Genomic DNA, 18,737 nt, shown 5'->3' on the forward strand with positions numbered 1-18,737 from the left:
GGGGCGCCACGTCCGCTGCGCAATTGCGCCACTTAGCGTTGCTTTGCGCTTACAATTTCAATCAATATCATTCTTGACGGAAATACTGGCTTCCTCATAGGCAGGCAGATACCGTCGCACGCAGCGAGAGACCACCACGGCAGCCATGAGCGAGTCCACCTTACACCACGTCCACGGCGCCGCGCCGCGCCGCGCCGGCGCGCCGGCCGACTCGCTGGTGCGCCGGCTGACCCGCATGAACCTGCTGGTGTTGAGCGTGACCATGCTGCTGACCTTCGCCCTGCTGGCCACCGCCACCTGGTTCGTCGCCCGCACGCGGCAGATCCAGGGCGCCGAATTGAGCGCCCAGCTGCTGGCCAACAGCATCGCGCCGATGATGGTGTTCGCCGACCGCGATGCCGCCAACGGCGAGCTGGCCGCCTTTTCGCGCCGCAGCGACCTGCAGCAGTTGCAGGTGCAAACGCTGCAGGGCGCCGTCTTCGCCCAGTGGCGGGCCGGCGGCGTCGAGACGGCCGCCGCCGCGCTGGCCGCGCCGCGCGGGATGGGCACCTACGCCGCCGTCGCCGCGCACACCACCACCTCGGCCAGCGCGCTGGAGGTGTGGGTGCCGGTGCGGCTGAAGGGAGAACTGGTCGGCCTGCTGGTGCTGCGCGAGAGCCTGCAAAGCCTGCACCGCTCCGTGCTGCTGCTCAGCGGCATAGGCGCGCTGCTGATCGGTGCCGCCATCTGGATCGCCGCGCGCGGCCTGCGTGTGGTGCAGCGGCGCGCGCTGGCGCCGCTGGTCGAATTGTCCGACCTGGCCGAGCGCGTCGCGCTGGAGCACGACTACGGCCGCCGCGCCACAGTCTACCGCGCCGACGAGGTGGGCCGCCTGACCGAGCGCTTCAACGACATGCTCAAGCGGATCGAGATCTGGCAGGCCGACCTGCACCAGCAACTGGAGCAGGAGCAGGAGGCCGGCCAGCAGTTCCAGCAGATGGCCCACCAGGACAGCTTGACCGGCCTGCCCAACCGCCTGTTCTTCCAGGGCGAGCTGCAACGCAGCCTGGCGCTGGCGGCGCAGACCGGCGAGCTGATGGCGCTGATGTTCATCGACCTGGACAACTTCAAGACCGTCAACGACCAGCACGGCCACGAGGCCGGCGACGCCGTGCTGTGCGAGGTGGCGCGGCGCATGTCCGGCGTGCTGCGCGCGCGCGACGTGCTGTGCCGGCTGGGCGGCGACGAGTTCGCGCTGATCCTGCCGGTGCTGCCGGACCAGGCGGCGGCCGAGCAACTGGCACTGCGCCTGATCGAGGCGGTGCGCGAGCCGCTGCACGTGGGTGCCATCCTGATGCCGATCGGCGCCACCGTCGGCCTGGCCTTCTGCCCGCTCGACGCGCGCGACGCTAGCAGCCTGCTGAAGGCCTCCGACCAAGCCATGTACGCCGCCAAGCGGGCCGGCAAGAACACCTTCCGCCGGGTACAGCATGCGCAACATGAATAGGCGGCAGGGCGGGGCGGCGCTGCCGCCGCTGTTGTTGGCGATGGCGCTGGCCACCGGCTGGCCCGTCGCGTCGGCGCAGGCGCAGGCGCAGGCACCCGCACCCGCACCCGCACCCGCGCCCGCGCAGGAGGCGCAGCCGAAGCCGGGCGAGGACGCCAGCCACCCGTCGCTGGAGGAGCTGCTGCGGCAGACCTTGAACGAGGTGCCGCGCGAGGTGGAGGAGTCGACCTCGTCGCGCTTCGCCCAGAGCGCGGCGCAGGCGCCGTCGGTGACCTATGTGTTGACCGACGCCGACATCGCCCGCCACGGCATGCGCAGCATGGCCGACATCCTGCGTGGCATGCCCGGCCTGTACGTCACCGGCGACGGCAATTTCATCTACGTCGGCGCACGCGGTCTGGGCCGGCCGGGCGACTACAACGCGCGCCTGCTGTTCCTGGTCGACGGTATGCGCGTCAACGACAACATCTACGACGCCGGCACGCTGGGCGCCGAGTTCTTCGTCGACGTCGACCTGATCGACCGGGTCGAGTACGCGCCGGGGCCGGGCTCCGCCCTGTACGGCAACAACGCCATCTTCGGCGTGGTCAACGTCATCACCAAGGGCAGCGACAAGCTACAGGGCCTGCAGCTGCGCGCCGGCGGCGATAGCGAGCACCTGCGCGAGCTGCGCGCCAGCGTCGGCCACCGCTCGGAGAACGGCTGGGAGGGCTGGTTGGCCTTGAGCGCGTTCGAGCAGCCGCGCATCCGCATCCCCTACGACTTACCGCCCGAGGAAAGCGGCCAACTGCGCGCGCACAACTGGGACCACGGCCAGCGCCTGCTCGGCATGGCCAGCGCCGACGGTTGGACCCTGCGCGGCGGCGTGAGCCGGCGCACGCGCGGCTTCCCCTACGTCTACCAGGTCGACGGCGGCTGGAACCTGGGCCAGCAGCGCGGCATCTTCGACAACAGCTTCGTCTCGCTGGCGCACGAGCGCAACATCGGCGACTGGAACCTGTACGCCGCCGTCTCGGCCAAGCGCAGCGGGTACGACGACGTCAACCCCTACCAGGCCGACGACGGCACGGCGCGAACCTTCTCCAACGCCTCGCTGGGACGCTGGCGCAACGTCGACCTGCGCCTGAGCACCCACCGCTGGCGCGACCACGACCTGATGGCCGGCGTCGAGTACCAGTTCGACCGCCAGCAGCAGATCGTCGCCGGCACGGTGGGCGAGGAGCCGCTGGCGCAGTTTATCGGCGAGAACCGGCGCCGCGGCCTGTTCGTGCAGGACGCCTGGCGCCTGAGCGACACGCAGCGCTTGATCCTCGGCCTGCGCCGCGACCACGCCAGCATCGGCGGCAGCAACACCAATCCGCGCCTGGCCTGGATCTGGAGCGGGGTGCCCGACGCCACGCTCAAGCTGATGTACGGCAGCGCCTTCCGCGAGGCCAACCTGTACGAGTTCCAGGCCAACTACCCGTTCGGCGCGCCGACCCCGGCGCCGGAGCGGGTGCGCACGCTGGAGCTGGCCTGGGAGCACACGCTCAACCACCAACTGCAGTACCGCCTGTCGGTGTACGCCTCGCGGCTGCGCGACCTGATCAGCATCAACCTGGATACGGCCGTGTTCGAGAACAGCGCGCCGATCCGCAACGTCGGCGCGGAGCTGGGCGTCGAGCGGCGCTGGGGCGGCGGCCAGCAGCTGCGCGCCGCGCTGTCGCTGCAGGACACCAAGGACGAGCAGGGCCGGCGCCTGTCCAACTCGCCGCGCACGCTGGTCAAGCTGATGTTCAACCAGCCGCTGCGCGGCGACGCGTTGCAGTTGTCCTGGCAGGCGCTGAGCGTGAGCCGGCGCAGCTTCGCCGAGGGCGACCTGCCGGGCTACGCGCTGCTCAACGCCACGCTGTTGTGGCGCCCCAGCCTGGGCACCGACGTCAGCGTCGGCGTCCACAACCTCGGCGACGTGCGCTACCGCGACCGGCCCGGCCCCTACGGCGCGCCGATCGCCCAGGAGCGGCGCAGCCTGCGCTTCTCGCTGACCCGGCGCTTCGGTTCATGAGGTGCTGGCGCAAGGCGCTACTGGGCCTGTCGCTGTGCGCGGCGGCCGGCGCGCCGGCGCGGGCCGGCCAGGACGAGGTGCAGCTGAAGGCCGCCTTCATCTACCGCTTCGCCCAGCTGACGCAGTGGCCGCCGCCGCCGCTGCGCGAGTTCACCTACTGCGTGGCCGGCAACGCGCCGCTGCAGGACGCGCTGCGCGCGCTGACCCAGGGTGCCGCGCCGGGCACGCCGGTGCGGCTGCTGCAGATCGGCGAGCCGCAGCACGTGCCGCAATGCCAGTTGCTGGTGCTCAGCATGAGCGGCCGCGCCGAGCTGCGCCGCTGGCAGGAGATGCTGGCCGACGATCCGGTGCTGGTGGTGGGCGACAGCGCCGAGTCCTTCCGCAACGGCGCGGTGATCGCGCTGGTGATCGAGCCGAACGGCCTGGCCTTCCGCATCAACCACACCGAGGCCAAGCGGCGCGGCCTGGCGCTGAGCTACCAGATGCTCAAGCTGGCGCGCGAGGTCAAGTAGCGCGCGGCCCGGCGCCCGGCGCGGCGGTTCAGGCGTCGAGGTTGAACTCGGTGAACGAGGACTCGCTGGCCGGCTTGGGCTCGGGCTCGGCCGGCGCGGCCTTGCGGTCCGGGCCGTTGTTGAGCAGCCAGAGCAGGTTGGTGGCCGAGTCGGCGTTGGCCAGCGCCTCCTCCTGGCTGATGGCGCCGTCCTGCACCAGCTTGAGCAGGGCCAGCTCGAAGGACTGCGAACCGGGCGACAGGCTCTTCTCCATCGCCTCCTTGATCTGGCCGATCTCGCCCTTTTCGATCAGGTCGGCGACGTAGCGCGTGTTGACCATCACCTCCACCGCCGCCGTGCGCGCGCCGCCGTCGATCGAGCGCACCAGGCGCTGCGAGACGATGGCCTTGACCGTCGCCGCCAGGTTCCTGCAGCAGGGCGGCGCGGTTCTCCATCGGGTAGAAGCTGATGATGCGGTTGAGCGCGTTGTAGCTGTTGTTGGCGTGTAGCGTGGCCAGCACCAGGTGGCCGGACTGGGCGTAGGCGAGGGCGGCCGACATGGTCTCCTTGTCGCGGATCTCGCCGATCAAAATGCAGTCGGGCGCCTGGCGCATCGAGTTGCGCAGCGCCGTGTGGAAGTCCTTGGCGTCGCTGCCGATCTCGCGCTGGTTGACGATGGCCTTCTTGTTCTTGAACAGATACTCGATCCGGGTTCTCCAGCGTGAGGATGTGGCCCGAGCGCAGCTCGTTGCGGTGGTCCAGCATGGCGGCGATCGAGGTCGACTTGCCCGAGCCGGTCGAGCCGACCAGCAGCATCAGGCCGCGCTTCTCCATGATCAGTTCGGCCAGCACCGGCGGCAGGCCCAGCTCGGCCAGCGGCGGTATGGTCGCCGGCACGAAGCGGAACACCGCCGAGACGCTGCCGCGCTGGCGGAAGGCGGACAGGCGGAAGCGGCCCAGGTTGGCCACCGAGACGCCCATGTTGAGCTCGTTGCTGTCGTCCAGTTCCGCCATCTGCGCCGGCGTGCAGATCTCCGCCAGCAGGGTGCGGATGTTGTCCGGTTCGAGCTTCTGCTGGTTGATGGGGATCAGGTTGCCGTTGATTTTCAGGTGGACCGGGGAGTTCACGGCGAAGAACATGTCCGAGGCGTTCTTCTCCTTCATCAGCTGGAACAGGCGGTCCATCATGGTCATGGCAATCTCCGATCGGTTGCGGCGCGGGGGTATTCGTGCAATTGAGGACACTCGATACAACAAGGGCCGGGGCGCTTGCGCGGCCCGGCCCCTGCTATGTTACCACCGGCCCCGGCGCGCCGGGACGCAGTTTAGATCCCGCGCAGCAGCTCGTTGATGCCGGTCTTGGCGCGGGTTTTGGCGTCGACGCGCTTGACGATGACGGCGCAGTACAGGCTGTACTTGCCGTCGTCCGACGGCAGGCTGCCCGACACCACCACCGAGCCGGAAGGCACGCGGCCGTAGGTCACTTCGCCGGTGGCGCGGTCGTAGATCTTGGTCGACTGGCCGATGTAGACGCCCATCGAGATCACCGAGTTCTCTTCGACGATGACGCCTTCGACGATCTCCGAGCGGGCGCCGATGAAGCAGTTGTCTTCGATGATGGTCGGGTTGGCCTGCATCGGTTCGAGCACGCCGCCGATGCCGACGCCGCCCGACAGGTGGACGTTCTTGCCGATCTGGGCGCAGGAGCCGACGGTGGCCCAGGTGTCGATCATCGCGCCCTCGTCGACGTAGGCGCCGATGTTGACGTAGGACGGCATCAGCACGACGTTCTTGGCGATGAAGCTGCCGCGGCGGGCGACGGCCGGCGGCACCACGCGGAAGCCGCCCTTGGCGAAGTCCTCGGCGGTGTAGTTGGCGAACTTGGTGGGCACCTTGTCGTAGAACTGCATGGTGCCGTCGCCGCTCATGACGCTGTTGTTCTCCAGGCGGAACGACAGCAGCACGGCCTTCTTGACCCATTGGTTGACCACCCAGTCGGCGCCGGTTTTCTCGGCCACGCGGATGGAGCCGTTGTCCAGGCCGGCGATGACGTGGGCGACCGCGTCGCGCAGTTCGGCGGCGCCGTTGGCCGGGTTGATCTCGGCGCGGTTTTCCCAGGCCTGGTCGATGATTTGCTGAAGTTGTTGGGTCATGGTGGTTTTCGCTTGTCGAAAGGGTGGGGTTATTGGTTCAGGGACTGGCAAAACTGGACGATGCGCTGGGCCGCCTGCAGGCCTTCGGCGGTCTCGGCGACCAGCGCCATGCGGATGCGGTTGTGGCCCGGGTTGAGGCCGTGCGCCGTGCGCGCCAGGAAGCTGCCCGGCAGGACGGTGACGTTGTACTCGGCGTACAGGCGCTGGGCGAACTCGGTGTCCGACAGGCCGGTGCGGCTGACGTCGGCCCACAGGTAGAAGCCGGCGTCGGGCAGCTCGACGTCGAGCACCGTCTGCAGCAGCGGCGTGATGGCGGCGAACTTGGCGCGGTATTGGGCGCGGTTGTCCTCGACGTGGGTCTCGTCGTTCCAGGCCGCCACCGACGCAGCCTGCACGGCCGGGTTCATGGCCCCGCCGTGGTAGGTGCGGTACAACAGGAATTTTTTCAGCACCTCGGCGTCGCCGGCGACGAAGCCCGAGCGCATGCCCGGCACGTTGGAGCGCTTCGACAGGCTGGAGAACACCACCAGGCGGGCGTAGGGCCGTTCGACGCCGGACAGGCCGAGGATATGGGCCGCCTGCATGGCGCCCAGCGGCGCCTCGTCGCCGTGGTAGATCTCCGAGTAGCACTCGTCGGCGGCGATGATGAAGTCGTGGCGCTCGGACAGGGCGAACAGGTTCTCCCAGTCGGTCAGGGTCAGCGTGGCGCCGGTCGGATTGCCGGGCGAGCAGACGAACAACAGGCGCACGCGCTGCCACACCGAGGCGGGAATGCTGTCGTAGTCGCAGCCGAAGTTGCGCGCCGGGTCGGAGTTGACGAAGTAGGGCTCGGCGCCGGCCAGGTAGGCGGCGCCCTCGTAGATCTGGTAGAACGGGTTGGGGCAGACCACCAGCGAGCCGGCGGCCGGGTCGATCACCGTCTGGGCGAAGGCGAACAGCGCCTCGCGCGAGCCGTTCACCGGCAGCACCTGGGTGGCGCGGTCGAGCGCCGGCAGGTCGTAGCGGCGTTCCAGCCAGTCGGCGATGGCGCCGCGCATGGTCCGAGCCGACCGTGGTGGGGTAGTTGGCCAGGCCGCCGATGTTGTCGATCAGCGCCTGCTGGATGAAGGCCGGCGTTGGATGCTTGGGTTCGCCCATGCCCAGGCTGATGGCGCTGTGCGCCGGGCTGGCGGCCACCTTGGCGAACAACTGGCGCAGTTTTTCGAAGGGGTAGGATTGCAGCTTGTCGAGATGTGGATTCACTTGGCGGACCGGAGGCAATGGAAAAAATGGCGGCGCGCGGCTGGCGCTCAGCTCTCCATTATAGCGTTCTTGCGCGGGCTTGGTGCGGCGCACCAGCGACGGCGCGCGCCGCCCCGCAACAGCCTACAACGGCCCCGCAAGCGCCGCGTGGGCGCTTTGGCAAGATGGTTCAAATACTAAGCCTGTGCCATAATCGCCTCGCGCGCGGCGCGCCACCGCCCGCTCGCGCAAGCGCAATGCAACCGCCATCCACCCGCCACACGCCAGCAAAGGACGCTCATGGAGCACGCCGCCACCGAATCCACCCCCCTCAAGCTCGACGCCATGGTCAGCCGCCAAGTGATGGTGGCGCGTCTGCTCACCGGTCTGCTGCAGGGCGCCTTGCTGTACCCGTTGTACCGGGCCGCCAGCAACAGCTTCTGGCCGGCCACCCAGCCCTATCTGTTCGCGCCGCTGCTGCTGCTTTGCCTGCTGCTGCCGGTGCTGCTGATCTCCAGCCTGGGCCACATGCGCACGCGGCGCGCCCTGCAATGGGTGGGCGCGCTGGCCGTGGTGCTGGCGCTGCTGGCGCTGCACGACGTGTGGCGCGGCGCCGGGCAGGTTGGTTGGGGCGAGTTGAGCCGGGGCTCGGGCGTGCGTGCGCCGTCGCCGCTGCTGTTCTTCTTCAGCGCCGCGTTCTGCTACATCGCCCATTCGCTGGCGCTGGCGGCGGCCCAGGACGGCCGCCGCCTGGCCAGCTACGCCAGCCACTTCGAGGCGGCCTGGAAGCTGATCATCCAGCTGGCCTTCTCGACGATGTTCGTCAGCACGCTGTGGACGGTGCTGTTCCTCGGCTCCTCGCTGTTCATGCTGGTCAAGCTGAGCTTCTTCAAGGAGCTGCTGGAGCAGGCCTGGTTCAATATTCCCGTCACCTGCTTCGCCTTCTCCTGCGCGATCCATCTGACCGATGTGCGGCCGGCCATCGTGCGCGGCATCCGCACGCTGCTGCTGGTGTTGCTGTCATGGCTGCTGCCGCTGGCCGCGCTGATGGTCACCGGCTTCCTCTGCAGCCTGCCCTTCACCGGCCTGGAGGTGCTGTGGCAGACCCGCCACGCCACCGCCGTCCTGCTCGGCACCGACGTGCTGCTGCTGGTGCTGATCAACGCCGCCTTCCAGAACGGCGCGGCGGCCGGCGTGGTGGCGCCGGTGCTGCGCGTCAGCGCGCGCGCCGCCGCCGTGCTGCTGCTGCCGCTGACGGTGATCGCCGTCTACGCGCTGGGGCTGCGGGTGGGCGACCACGGCTGGAGCTCGGACCGCATCATCGCCGCCGCCTGCCTGCTGGTGGCCGGCTGCTACGCGGTGGGCTACGCCTGGGCCGCCTACCAGAGCGACAGCTGGCTCGAGCCGATCGCCTTCGTCAACGTGGTCACCGCCTTCGTCATCCTGGCGGTGCTGCTGGCCTTGTTCACGCCGCTGGCCGACCCGGCCCGGCTGGCGGTCAACAGCCAGATGGCGCGCTTGGACAAGGGCCGCGTCAGCGCCCGCCAGTTCGACTACGATTATTTGCGCTTCGAGGGCGCGCGCTACGGCCGCGCCGCGTTGGAGCAGCTCAAGCTGCGCAGCGGCGGGCCGGACGTGGAGCTGGTGCGCCAGTCCGCCGACGAGGCGCTCAAACGCACCAGCCGCTACGGCCGCGACGCACCCAAGCTGCTCGACCTGGCCGACAATTTGCACGTCTGGCCGGCCGGCACGCAGCTGCCGGCGGGCTTCCTGGCCGAGAAGTGGAGCGGCGCCGACCTCAGTTACATGCTGCCGTCCTGTCTGACCGAGCACGGCATGGACTGCGACGCCTTTGTCCTCGACATGGATGGCGACGGCAAGCCGGAGGTGCTGGTGCTGGGTGTGGAAAACCATGGCGGCGGCGCCTTGCTGGGGCTCGGGGCGAAGGGGAAGTGGACGCTGCTGGGCAGCCTGCCGCAGGACGCCTCCGGCTGTGAGCCGTTGCGCCGCAAGCTGCTGGCCGGCGAGTTCGAGGTGGTCGCGCCGCGCGTGCACGATTTGCAGGTGGGCGGCATGCGCGTCGAGATCACGCCGCGCGAGACGCCGCCGCTGGCGCTGTGCAAGGCGCTGACCAAGGCCTTGAAGGCCGGCGCGAAGTAGGGTGGTCGGCCTGGGGCGGCCGGCGCTGTCAGGCGGCCATCAGCTTGAGCGGCTGCGGCTTGGCCCAGGCCTGCTGGGCGACGCGCATCATGTTGCGGCCCATGACCATCTCGGCCTCGGCCTCGCTCATGCCGGTGCGGCGCAGGGCGGCGCCCAGCTCGCGCCACACCGACGGCGGCGTGAAGGTGGGCGCCTTGCTGGCGCTGTAGCCGGCCGAGGCGGGCCACCAGTAGGTCGGGTCGAACTGGCCGGGCGGCGTGTCGTCCAGGCCGCGCTGCTGGAAGCAGATGTCCAGGCCGATGCCGGCGTGGGCCACGCCGACCAGGTTGGCGATGTAGGCGGCGTGGCGCGCCACGTCGTCGGCGTTGGGGTGGCTGCTGCCGAGGAACCAGGACAGGCCGGAGACGCAGACCACGCCGCCGGTGGCGGCGCAGGCGCGGATCTGCTCGTCGTTGACGTTGCGCCCGTGCGGCACCAGCGTGTAGGGGTTGGCGTGGCTGAAGATCACCGGCTTGCTGGAGGCGTTCATCACGTCCATGCTGCACAGGCGGCCGCTGTGGGCGCAGTCCAGCAGGATGCCGGCCTCGTTGATCGCCTCGACCATGCGGTGGCCCAGGCCGGTCAGGCCGCGCGGCACGTCGTGGCAGCCGTCGGCCACGCTGTTGTTGCGGTTGTAGGCCAGCAGGATCTGGCGCACGCCCAGCTCGGCGTACAGCGCCACCATGTCCGGCTGGTCGAGCAGCATGGTCGAGCCTTCCAGGTCGAAGCTGATGGCCATGCGGCCGTCGGCGGCGGCCTGGATGATGTCGTCGACGCTGGAGATCAGCGTGAAGCGCTCGGGGTGGGCGGCGATGGTGGCGCGGTAGCCGGCGATCACCGACATCACCTGCGACACCGGGTTCATGTCGGCGCCGACGTTGAGCGAGACGTGATTGACGCCGGCGGCGTGCAACTGGCTGACCGGCGTGAAATCGGCCTGGGGATGTTGCGGCAGGCAGGCGTGGGCGTCCCAGTTGATCATGAATCCGGTCTCGGTTTGTCAAAATGTCATATTCCCACGAACGGCGGCAGGGCGCAATTGTAGAAACCACAATTGTGCACGGAGCGATTTCCTGTCCGCCGCCGGCGCCTGCTTTATACTGGCGGAAAATTCAACGCAAGCTGTACGCAACCAGTACGCAAGCAGTACGCAACCAATACGCATTCAACGCCAAAGGCCATCATGTCATTTTCCTCGCTGGGCCTTGCTCCCTCGCTGCTCAACGCCGTCACCGCCAGCGGCTACACCGAACCGACCGCGATCCAAAGCGCCGCCATTCCCGCCGTGCTGCGCGGCGAGGACGTGCTGGGCGCGGCGCAAACCGGCTCCGGCAAGACCGCCGCCTTCGCCCTGCCGCTGCTGCAGTCGCTGCTCGACAACCGCAGCGGCCCGCGCCAGCTGCACGGCCTGGTGCTGGTGCCGACGCGCGAGCTGGCCGCCCAGGTGGGCGAGACGATCCGCAAGCTGGCGCTGCACCTGCCGATGCAGGTCAAGGTGTCGATCGTCTTCGGCGGCGTGTCGATCAACCCGCAGATGATGGCGCTGCGCGGCGGTGCCGACATCGTCGTGGCCACGCCGGGCCGCCTGCTCGACCTGCTCGAGCACAACGCGCTGAAGATCTCGCGCACCGCCATGCTGGTGCTCGACGAGGCCGACCGCCTGCTCGACCTGGGCTTCAGCGAGGAGCTGGGCCGCATCCTCGAACAGCTGCCGACGCAGCGGCAGAACCTGTTCTTCTCGGCGACCTTCCCGCCGGAGGTGCAGGCGTTGGCCGACACCATGCTGCACCAGCCGACCCGGGTCGAGGTGCTCGGCGAGCCGGCCAGCAAGCCGGACATCGCCCAGCGCGCCATCCTGGTCGACGCGCCGCGCCGCACGCAGCTGCTGAAGAACCTGATCCTGCAGCAGCGCTGGAGCAAGGTGCTGGTGTTCGTCGCCACCAAGTACGCCGCCGAGCACGTGGCCGACAAGCTGCGCCGCAACGGCATCCCGGCCGGCGCCTTCCACGGCGAGTTGAGCCAGGGCGCGCGCGGCGAGGTGCTGGCCGAGTTCAAGGCCAGCCGCCTGCAGGTGCTGGTGGCCACCGACGTGGCGGCGCGCGGCATCGACATCGCGCGGTTGCCGGCGGTGGTCAACTACGACCTGCCGCGTTCGGCGGTCGACTACACCCACCGCATCGGCCGCACCGGCCGCGCCGGCGAGAAGGGCGTGGCGGTCAGCTTCGTCAGCGCCGACACCGAGGCGCACTTCCGCCTGATCGAGAAGCGCCAGGATATTCTGCTCGAGCGCGAGCAAATCGCCGGCTTCGAAGCGGTGGAGCAGGCCACGCCGGTGGCGGCGGTGACCGACACGGTCAACGGCGGCATCAAGGGCAAGCGCAAGAGCAAGAAGGACAAGCTGCGCGAGACCGCCGCGCTGGCCGGCGAATAGGGAAAGCGACAGACCCTCGGCCTGCTTCGGGTGTTATTGGCGCAGCGAAGGCCTACCCCGCAATGCGGCAGACAGGGGTCAGACCCCGTATGGGGTCTGACCCCCGTGGCCGGGGTGCGGGGCCAACGCTCAATTCGCCATGGGCAAGGCAATTCGCGGTGGGCGAACCATCAAGACTGCTCGGCCGCCAGCGCGATGCGGCGGCGCAGGCGCGCGGCCTCCTGCGCGTCGCCGGCCTGCTCGGCGCGCTGCGCCTGCACACCCAGCCAGGCCAGCAGCGGCCGGCGCCAGCCTTGCGCCGACGCCGCCTCCACCGCGCCCGCCAACACCGGCGGGCTGGCGCGTCCGGCGCGCAACAACACGCCCGACGCCACCAACTTCGACAAGGGATCGGCGATCGCCTGGACCGCGGCAGCGGCGGCGGCGTCGTTGGCGGCCATCGCCACCGGCTGGTGCTGCGGCGGCGGTAGGGCGGCCTCCTGCGCGCTGGCGCGGCCGGCCAGGTAGGCGGCGTAGGCGCGGTCGGCCGCGCCGGCGTCCGGGCGCAGCTGCTCGAAGCCGGGGCAGTCGTCGAAGGCCAGCGCGGCGACGTGGCCGGCGCAGCGCAGCAGCTCGGCGCGGATCACCAGGCCGGGCTGGCCGGTGCTGGCCAGGCTGGCGCGGGCGCGGTTGAACTCGGCCGCTTCCACTTTCGCATTGCCCTCCATGTAGGCGGCCTGGGCGCGGTCGAGCGCGCTGTGGGCGTTCATTTGCCAATCCGGCAGCGGCGGGTTGTTGCCGCAGCCGGCCAGCAGCGCCAGCAGCGCCAGTGCGGCCAGCAGCGCCGCTGGCCGAGGCAGGCGCGCTGGCGTGGTGGCGGCGTTGCATGTCGTTGTGCTGGTCATGGCAGTTTGATCTCCGTGTCGCGTTTGAACGGCCATTTGCGGTTGATCTCGTTGACCAGTTGCTCGACCCGGCGCAGGCTGCTTTCTACCTCGGCGCGCAAGGTGCCCAGGTCGGCGGTGGCGACCCTGGCGTTGGCGCCGACGGCCTGCGCCTCGACCAGCACCGCGTCCATTTTCTTCAGGCTGGCGCGGGCGTCGGCCAGCAGGGCGTTGAGCTGCACCACGGTGGCCTGGGCGTCGGTCATCATGCCGTCCTTGCCGAAGACGCGGCGGTCGGCGTTGCCGACCAGGCTGTCGGCCTTGAGGGCCAGCGCATCCACCGTCACCAGCAGCTTGTTGGCCCGCTCGACCAGCTGCCGCGCCTGTTGGTCGTCGCCGGCCAGCAGGCCCATGGCGCCGGACGGGCCGTTGATCTTGTCGGTCATGCCCTTGACGTTGCGCAGGCTGGCCTCCAGCGCGGAGTTCTCCGCCGTCAGGTTGCTCAAATTTTGCAGCAGCTCCTTGGCGGCGGCCAGCAGGCGCGGGATCTCGGCGCCGGCGTCGCCCACCAGCAGGACGCGCACGGCGCCGTCGGCCAGCGGCGGGTCGGTCGGAATGCCGCTGTAGGCGCGCAGGCGGGCGCCGCCCACCAGGCCGCGCTCCAGCGTGAAGATGCTGGTGGTGCGCAGCCAGTGGGCGTCCTTGCGCGGCACGTCGACGACGATGCGCGCCTTGCCGTCCTCGGCCAGCTCGATGCGGCGCACGCGGCCGACCGGGAAGCCGGCGAAGGTGACGTCCATGCCGACCACCACGCCCTCGGAGTCGTCGGCCTGCAGCAGCAGGGTCTGGGTCGCCTCGAAGGCGCCGCGCGCGTACATCAGGTAGAGCACGGCGCCGAGCAGCAGCGCCACCATCAGGGCCAGCAGCAGGGCGGCCTTGAACTCGGCGTTGCGGATCGGCGGCGGCTCGGGCGCAATCAGGGGGGAGGGCGTGGTGTCGGTCATGTCGGGTGGCGCGCGGGCGCGCTCAGTAGTAGTTGCCCATCAGGGAGGCGATTTCGATAAGCAGGATGACGCCGAACACGCGCACCATGTCGTTCAAGCCGTGGCTGGCGCGGGGGCGGTAGCTGGCGCCGTCGTAAAAGGACGAGGCCATCGGGATCAGCCCGGCGGCGAAGCTGAAGAACAGGATCTTCAACAGCAGGATCAGGGCGACGGCCGGGTTGAACACCTGGCCGACGACGCGGGTGTAGCCGTCCAGCGCCCACGGCGTGAAGCCGTACAGCGACAGGTAGGCCAGCAGCAGCGTCAGCACGCAGCTGACCGCCGCCAGTAGCCAGACGGCGAACACGCCGGCCGCCACGCGCGGGAAGTATTCGCTGCGCAGCAGCGCCATGCCGCTGGCCTGCGCGCCGAAGTCGCCCTCGGCGCGGCGCTGCGCCAGTTCGAGGCCGGTGGGCAGGGTGCTGCGCAGGGCGACGAAGGCGGCGGCGGTCAGCGGGATCAGCTCGAGCACCAGCACGCGCACCACCATCTCCAGCGCGAAGCGCGACAGGCCGTAGCTTTGCGAGGTGACCACGACGATGCGGATCAACACCAGGCTGATCAATGACGCCAGCACGGTGAACCACAGCAGGTTGGGCGCGGTGGCCTGCACCAGTTGGCGCGCCAGCGCGGGGCGCAGCGGCTGGCGGTAGCTGCTCGGCATCAGCGCCAGCTCCAGCATCAGCACGGCGAAGTGCAGCAGGCGCCACCAGCCGCCCAGCCAGCTCATGGCGGAACGGTGCAGGCGGCGCAGCGCGGCCGGGATCGATGTGGATGGAATCATATTGGCATCTTAGCATTGCGGGGCGGCGCCGGGGCGTCCGGCTGGGCCGCCGCTTTCTCCTACTGCGCTACTGCGGCGCGAAGGTGTCGACGATGGCGTCGGCCACGGCGCGCACGCGGGCGCTGCGACTCAGGTCGCTGTGCATGACCAGCCAGGTGTCGTAATGCTCGACCCGCTCGGGCCAGATGCGCACCAGTTGCGGGTCGAGGTCGGCCATGTGGCAGGGCAGCTCGCCGATGCCGATGCCGGCCCGCGTCGCCTCGATCAGCATCATGCCGCTGTTGACCTCCATCGCCACGCGGGCGTTGGCGACCGGCTCGCCGCAGATCTTTTCGCGGTGGCGCGGCGCGATGCTGCTTTGGTAGATGACGATGTCGTGGCCGGCCAGCGCGGTGCCGCGCTGCGGCTCGCCGCGCTCGCGCAGGTAGCCGGCGGTGGCGTACAGGCCCATGTCGCGCCGCGTCAGGTGGCGCGAGATCAGGTCGGGGCTGGTGGGGCGCAGCGTGCGCACGGCCAGGTCGGCCTCGCGCCGGGTCAGGCTGGAGATCTGCGTGGTGGTGCTGAGCACGATGCGGATCTCCGGGTGCATCACGTGCAGGCGCTGCAGGGCGGCGATGACGAAGCTGCTGGCCATGGTGTCGGTGGTGGCGACGCGGACGATGCCGGACAAGCGGTTGTCGATGCCCTGCATTTCGCGTTGCAGCTGGTCGGCGGCCTGCTCCATCAACTCGGCGGCGGCCAGCGCCAGCTCGCCGGCCGGGGTGGCGACGTAGCCGGACGGCGTGCGCAGGAACAGGCGGGCGCCCAGCGAGGTTTCCAGCGCGGCCAGGCGGCGGCCCACCGTGGCCTGGTCGATCAGCAGGGTGCCGGCGGCGCCGCGCAGGGTGCCGGAGCGGTAGATGGCGAGAAAAATCCGGGCGTTGTCCCAGTCGATGGCGCTGCTCCTGGCGAGGTGGTGTGCTGCCGATGCATTTTTGCATCGGGGTGCCGATCTTATGCGTATTTACTGCATCACGCAAGCGGCCTACCATGCGGCTTGAAACCTCTCGCACCATAGGACAGCCATGACATCCCCGCAGAAATCCCCCGCAGCCGCGCCCGTCGTCGCAGCAGCAGCAGCCAAGCCGGCCGTGCCGGCCTTGTTGGTGCTGCTGACGCTAGCGATAGGCTTCGTGATGGCGATGATCGACGTCACCGCCGTCAACACCGCCCTGTCCGACATCTCGCTCGACCTGGCGGTGCCGCTCACCGGCCTGGTCTGGGTGGTCGACGGCTACACCTTGACCTTCGCCGCGCTGCTGCTGGCCGGCGGCGCGCTGGCCGACCGCTACGGTCCGAAGACCGTCTACCAGGGCGGCCTGGCGCTGTTCATCGGCGCCTCCGTGCTGTGCGCGCTGGCGCCCAGCGGCAACGCGCTGATCGCCGCGCGCCTGCTGCAGGGCGCCGGCGCCGCCTTGTTCATGCCCAGCTCCCTCAGCCTGCTGAGCCACGCCTACGACGACGACCACACCCGCGCCCGCATGCTGGGCACCTGGTCGGCCATCGTCGGCTGCGCCTCGTCGGCCGGTCCGCTGGTGGGCGGCATCCTGGTGCACAGCTTCGGCTGGCGCAGCGTGTTTTGGGTGAACGTGCCGATCGGCCTGCTGGGCATCGTGCTGACGCAGACGCTGCTGCCGGCCACGCCACGGCACGAGCGCGCGCTGTCCCTGCTCAGCCACGCGCTGGGCGTGTTGGCACTGGCCGCGTTGAGCTTCGTGCTGATCGAGGGGCCAACGCTGGGCTGGGGCTCGGCGCCGGTGTTGGCGGCGGCCGTGTTGACGCTCTTGTCGGCCGGCGCGCTGCTGCGGCAGGAACGCCGTGGCGCCCATCCGCTGCTGCCGCGCGCGCTGTTCGCCAGCGCCACCTTCGGCGCCGCCAACGGCGTCGGCTTCCTGATCAATTTCGCCGTGTTCGGCCAGTTGTTCTTGTTGAGTTTATTCTTGCAGCAGTCGGGCGGGGCCGACGCCCTGCACACCGGGCTGCAACTGGTGCCGATGATGGCCGCCTTCGCCGCCGGCAATCTGCTGTCGGGACGGATTTCGGCGCGGGTCGGCGTGCGGCCGCCGATGTTGTATGGTTTGAGCGTGGGCCTGGCGATGGCCGTGGCCCTGCTGGCCTTCCTGCGGCCGGACACGCCCTATCTGTTGCTGGTGTTGGGGACGATGCTGATGAACGTCGCCATCGGCATCGCGATACCGGGCATGACGGCGACGGTGATGCAGGTGGCCGGCCGGGTGCATGCCAACAGCGCCGCCGCCGCGTTGAACGCCAACCGTCAGATCGGCGCCCTGGTCGGCGTGGCGATGATGGGCAGCGTGCTGCACATGGCGCCCGATTGGCGGTGGCGCCTGCCGCTGGCCTTCGGCCTGATCGCCTTGGCCTATGCCGGCGCCTGGGCGCTGGTGTACCGCCACGTCAAGCTGGCCAAGCCGCAGGCGCCGTTGGTGGCGGTGCCCGAGGCCTGAGCTTAGCGCCTACTCGCCCCGGCTGCGGCGCCAGCTGATCATCTCGGCGATGGTCAGGATCGGCATGCCGTGCTGCTCGGCGAAGCGTTCGATCGCCGCGCCGCGCATCATGCTGCCGTCCGGGTTCATCAGCTCGCACAGCACGGCGGCCGGCTGCAGGCCGGCCATGCCGGCCAGGTCGACCGAGCCCTCGGTGTGGCCGGCGCGGGCCAGCACGCCGCCCGGCGTGGCGCGCAGCGGGAAGACGTGGCCGGGGTGGACTAGGTCGGCCGGCTTGGCGTCGGCGGCGATGGCGGCGCGCACCGTGGTCACGCGGTCGGCCGCCGAGACGCCGGTGGTGACGCCGTCGCGCGCCTCGATCGAGACGGTGAACGGGGTGCCGTAGCGGCTGCCGTTGTCGGCGGCCATGGGCGGCAGCTCGAGCTCGCGCACGCGCTCGGCGGTCAGGCACAGGCAGACGATGCCGCTGCATTCGCGGATCAGCAGGGCCATGCTCTCGACGGTGACTTTTTCGGCGGCGAGGATCAGGTCGGCCTCGTTCTCGCGGTCGAAGTCGTCGAGCAGGATCACCGGCACGCCGGCGCGCATGGCGGCCAGGGCGGCGGCGATGCGGCCCTCCAGGTCGGTGGAGTGGAGTTGGTAGGGCGGGTTGGTGCTGACTAACATGGGAAACGCTCCTCGCATCAATGGCGAAAAACGCGACAGGGCAAGCGAATACGCGCGGCCGCCCGCGCCGACGCATCGGACAGGGGACCACGTTATCGCACATCTTCTTTCATCCGGACTATACCGTCGGCCCTGGAGTCGCACCAGATCTGCTGACCCCGCCGGCACACTGCCCGGCGGGCGCTCGCGGGCTCGACCGTTGCCGGTCTTACCGCCGGTGGGGAATCGCACCCCGCCCCGAAGACGTATTGTTGTGCCTGCCGGATGGCAAGCGAGGGCAATTCTAGCGCAATTCGGCCGATCCGGTGCGCGCCTAGGGGTTTTCCACTAGACCCGGGCGGGCGTCGGGCGGGCCGATTCGCCGCCGCCGCCGGGCCGAGCTGCTACACTACGGGCTGGCACCGGTTGGCGTGCGTGATTTTGGCAAGAGGTATCAAGATGGCGAAGAAAAAAGAAGAGCTGGACCCGGAAACGATGGCGCTGATTAACTGGTGCATCGAAGTCGAGGGCTTCCTGGTGGCCGGCGGCGCCACGCAGGAGCAGGCGCAGGAACACATCGAGGAAGAGGTCGAGTGGTTCACCGACCAGTTCTACGACGGCCTGACGCCGGAAGAGGCGGCCAAGGAAGCGCTGGCCTGACCGGTGTGACGGCGCGGCGCCGTTCAGGCGGCCGGCGCGTCGTGGCAGACCACGCACAGCTTGTTGCCGTCCGGGTCGCGCAGATAGGCGCCGTAGTAGTGCGCATGGTATTCCGGCCGCAGGCCCGGCGCGCCGTCGCGGGCGTCGAACGGCGCGCCGATGACGAACAGCGGGCGCGACAGCATGGAACTCCCTTTCCAGTTGATATTCCAG

General features: G+C 69.8%; 14 protein-coding genes, 3 pseudogenes and 1 riboswitch. Of the genes and pseudogenes, 7 read left to right on the top strand and 10 right to left on the bottom strand.

Going from position 1 to position 18,737, the window contains the following annotated elements; all coding sequences use genetic code 11:
• Nucleotides 1–145: 145 nt before the first annotated feature.
• The 3 genes from QC826_RS08560 to QC826_RS08570 are packed head-to-tail and all read left to right on the top strand — an operon-like array spanning nucleotide 146 to nucleotide 4,042.
• Entirely contained in the window at nucleotides 146–1,486 is a 1,341-nt protein-coding gene (locus QC826_RS08560; RefSeq protein ID WP_279765202.1) for a sensor domain-containing diguanylate cyclase, read from the top strand.
• Nucleotides 1,470–3,530 carry a TonB-dependent receptor plug domain-containing protein gene (locus QC826_RS08565; RefSeq protein ID WP_279765203.1) on the top strand — a complete coding sequence of 687 codons (2,061 nt, stop codon included), beginning with the start codon at nucleotides 1,470–1,472 and terminating at the stop codon, nucleotides 3,528–3,530. Before QC826_RS08560 ends, QC826_RS08565 begins: the two co-directional genes overlap by 17 nt.
• Nucleotides 3,527–4,042 (top strand): YfiR family protein, encoded by a 516-nt coding sequence (locus QC826_RS08570; protein ID WP_279765204.1) that lies wholly within the window; start codon nucleotides 3,527–3,529, stop codon nucleotides 4,040–4,042. The genes QC826_RS08565 and QC826_RS08570 overlap by 4 nt, the downstream gene beginning before the upstream one ends.
• A 28-nt stretch (nucleotides 4,043–4,070) precedes the next feature.
• Here the strand turns inward: QC826_RS08570 and QC826_RS08575 are convergent.
• From QC826_RS08575 to dapC, 3 genes and pseudogenes are all read right to left on the bottom strand, one after another.
• Nucleotides 4,071–5,206: pseudogene (locus QC826_RS08575) on the bottom strand (PilT/PilU family type 4a pilus ATPase).
• A gap of 140 nt (nucleotides 5,207–5,346) precedes the next feature.
• Nucleotides 5,347–6,174, bottom strand: coding sequence for a 2,3,4,5-tetrahydropyridine-2,6-dicarboxylate N-succinyltransferase (gene dapD, locus QC826_RS08580; protein WP_279765205.1), 828 nt, complete (start codon nucleotides 6,172–6,174; stop codon nucleotides 5,347–5,349).
• Between the two features lie 29 nt (nucleotides 6,175–6,203).
• A pseudogene (gene dapC / locus QC826_RS08585) lies at nucleotides 6,204–7,416 on the bottom strand (succinyldiaminopimelate transaminase).
• 279 nt (nucleotides 7,417–7,695) lie between these two features.
• Here dapC and QC826_RS08590 point away from each other — a divergent pair.
• Nucleotides 7,696–9,555 carry a DUF4153 domain-containing protein gene (locus QC826_RS08590; protein WP_279765206.1) on the top strand — a complete coding sequence of 620 codons (1,860 nt, stop codon included), beginning with the start codon at nucleotides 7,696–7,698 and terminating at the stop codon, nucleotides 9,553–9,555.
• A gap of 28 nt (nucleotides 9,556–9,583) precedes the next feature.
• On the opposite strand, the gene QC826_RS08595 is transcribed toward QC826_RS08590, so the two are convergent.
• Nucleotides 9,584–10,576: a dipeptidase gene (locus QC826_RS08595; RefSeq protein ID WP_279765207.1), complete on the bottom strand. Its 993-nt coding sequence runs from the start codon at nucleotides 10,574–10,576 to the stop codon at nucleotides 9,584–9,586.
• A 201-nt stretch (nucleotides 10,577–10,777) separates the two neighbouring features.
• Between QC826_RS08595 and QC826_RS08600 the strand changes: the two genes are divergently transcribed.
• Nucleotides 10,778–12,025, top strand: a complete 1,248-nt coding sequence (locus QC826_RS08600; RefSeq protein WP_279765208.1) for a DEAD/DEAH box helicase — start codon at nucleotides 10,778–10,780, stop codon at nucleotides 12,023–12,025.
• Nucleotides 12,026–12,195: 170 nt separating this feature from the next.
• Here QC826_RS08600 and QC826_RS08605 read toward each other — a convergent pair whose 3' ends face one another.
• From QC826_RS08605 to QC826_RS08620, 4 genes are all read right to left on the bottom strand, one after another.
• A complete protein-coding gene (locus tag QC826_RS08605) occupies nucleotides 12,196–12,909 on the bottom strand; it encodes a hypothetical protein (protein WP_279765209.1) in 714 nt (237 codons plus the stop codon).
• Nucleotides 12,906–13,892: an MlaD family protein gene (locus QC826_RS08610; RefSeq protein WP_279765210.1), complete on the bottom strand. Its 987-nt coding sequence runs from the start codon at nucleotides 13,890–13,892 to the stop codon at nucleotides 12,906–12,908. The genes QC826_RS08605 and QC826_RS08610 overlap by 4 nt, the downstream gene beginning before the upstream one ends.
• Nucleotides 13,893–13,914: 22 nt before the next feature.
• Nucleotides 13,915–14,715 (bottom strand): MlaE family ABC transporter permease, encoded by an 801-nt coding sequence (locus QC826_RS08615; protein ID WP_279765211.1) that lies wholly within the window; start codon nucleotides 14,713–14,715, stop codon nucleotides 13,915–13,917.
• A gap of 67 nt (nucleotides 14,716–14,782) precedes the next feature.
• Complete coding sequence (locus QC826_RS08620; RefSeq protein ID WP_279766420.1) at nucleotides 14,783–15,649, bottom strand: LysR family transcriptional regulator; 867 nt, start codon at nucleotides 15,647–15,649, stop codon at nucleotides 14,783–14,785.
• 130 nt (nucleotides 15,650–15,779) lie between these two features.
• Between QC826_RS08620 and QC826_RS08625 the strand changes: the two genes are divergently transcribed.
• Nucleotides 15,780–17,219, top strand: a complete 1,440-nt coding sequence (locus tag QC826_RS08625; RefSeq protein WP_279765213.1) for an MFS transporter — start codon at nucleotides 15,780–15,782, stop codon at nucleotides 17,217–17,219.
• Nucleotides 17,220–17,228: 9 nt separating this feature from the next.
• Here the strand turns inward: QC826_RS08625 and ribB are convergent, their stop codons facing one another.
• Nucleotides 17,229–17,885 (bottom strand): 3,4-dihydroxy-2-butanone-4-phosphate synthase, encoded by a 657-nt coding sequence (gene ribB / locus QC826_RS08630; protein ID WP_279765214.1) that lies wholly within the window; start codon nucleotides 17,883–17,885, stop codon nucleotides 17,229–17,231.
• A 97-nt stretch (nucleotides 17,886–17,982) separates the two neighbouring features.
• A riboswitch (FMN riboswitch) is annotated at nucleotides 17,983–18,134 on the bottom strand.
• A 189-nt stretch (nucleotides 18,135–18,323) separates the two neighbouring features.
• Between ribB and QC826_RS08635 the strand changes: the two genes are divergently transcribed.
• Nucleotides 18,324–18,524, top strand: a complete 201-nt coding sequence (locus QC826_RS08635) for a hypothetical protein (protein WP_093387208.1) — start codon at nucleotides 18,324–18,326, stop codon at nucleotides 18,522–18,524.
• A 23-nt stretch (nucleotides 18,525–18,547) separates the two neighbouring features.
• Here the strand turns inward: QC826_RS08635 and QC826_RS08640 are convergent.
• A pseudogene (locus QC826_RS08640) lies at nucleotides 18,548–18,703 on the bottom strand (VOC family protein); the annotation flags it as partial.
• Nucleotides 18,704–18,737: the final 34 nt, after the last annotated feature.

Origin of the sequence: Rugamonas sp. DEMB1 (assembly GCF_029834475.1) — a bacterium.
Lineage (GTDB): Bacteria > Pseudomonadota > Gammaproteobacteria > Burkholderiales > Burkholderiaceae_D > Rugamonas > Rugamonas rubra.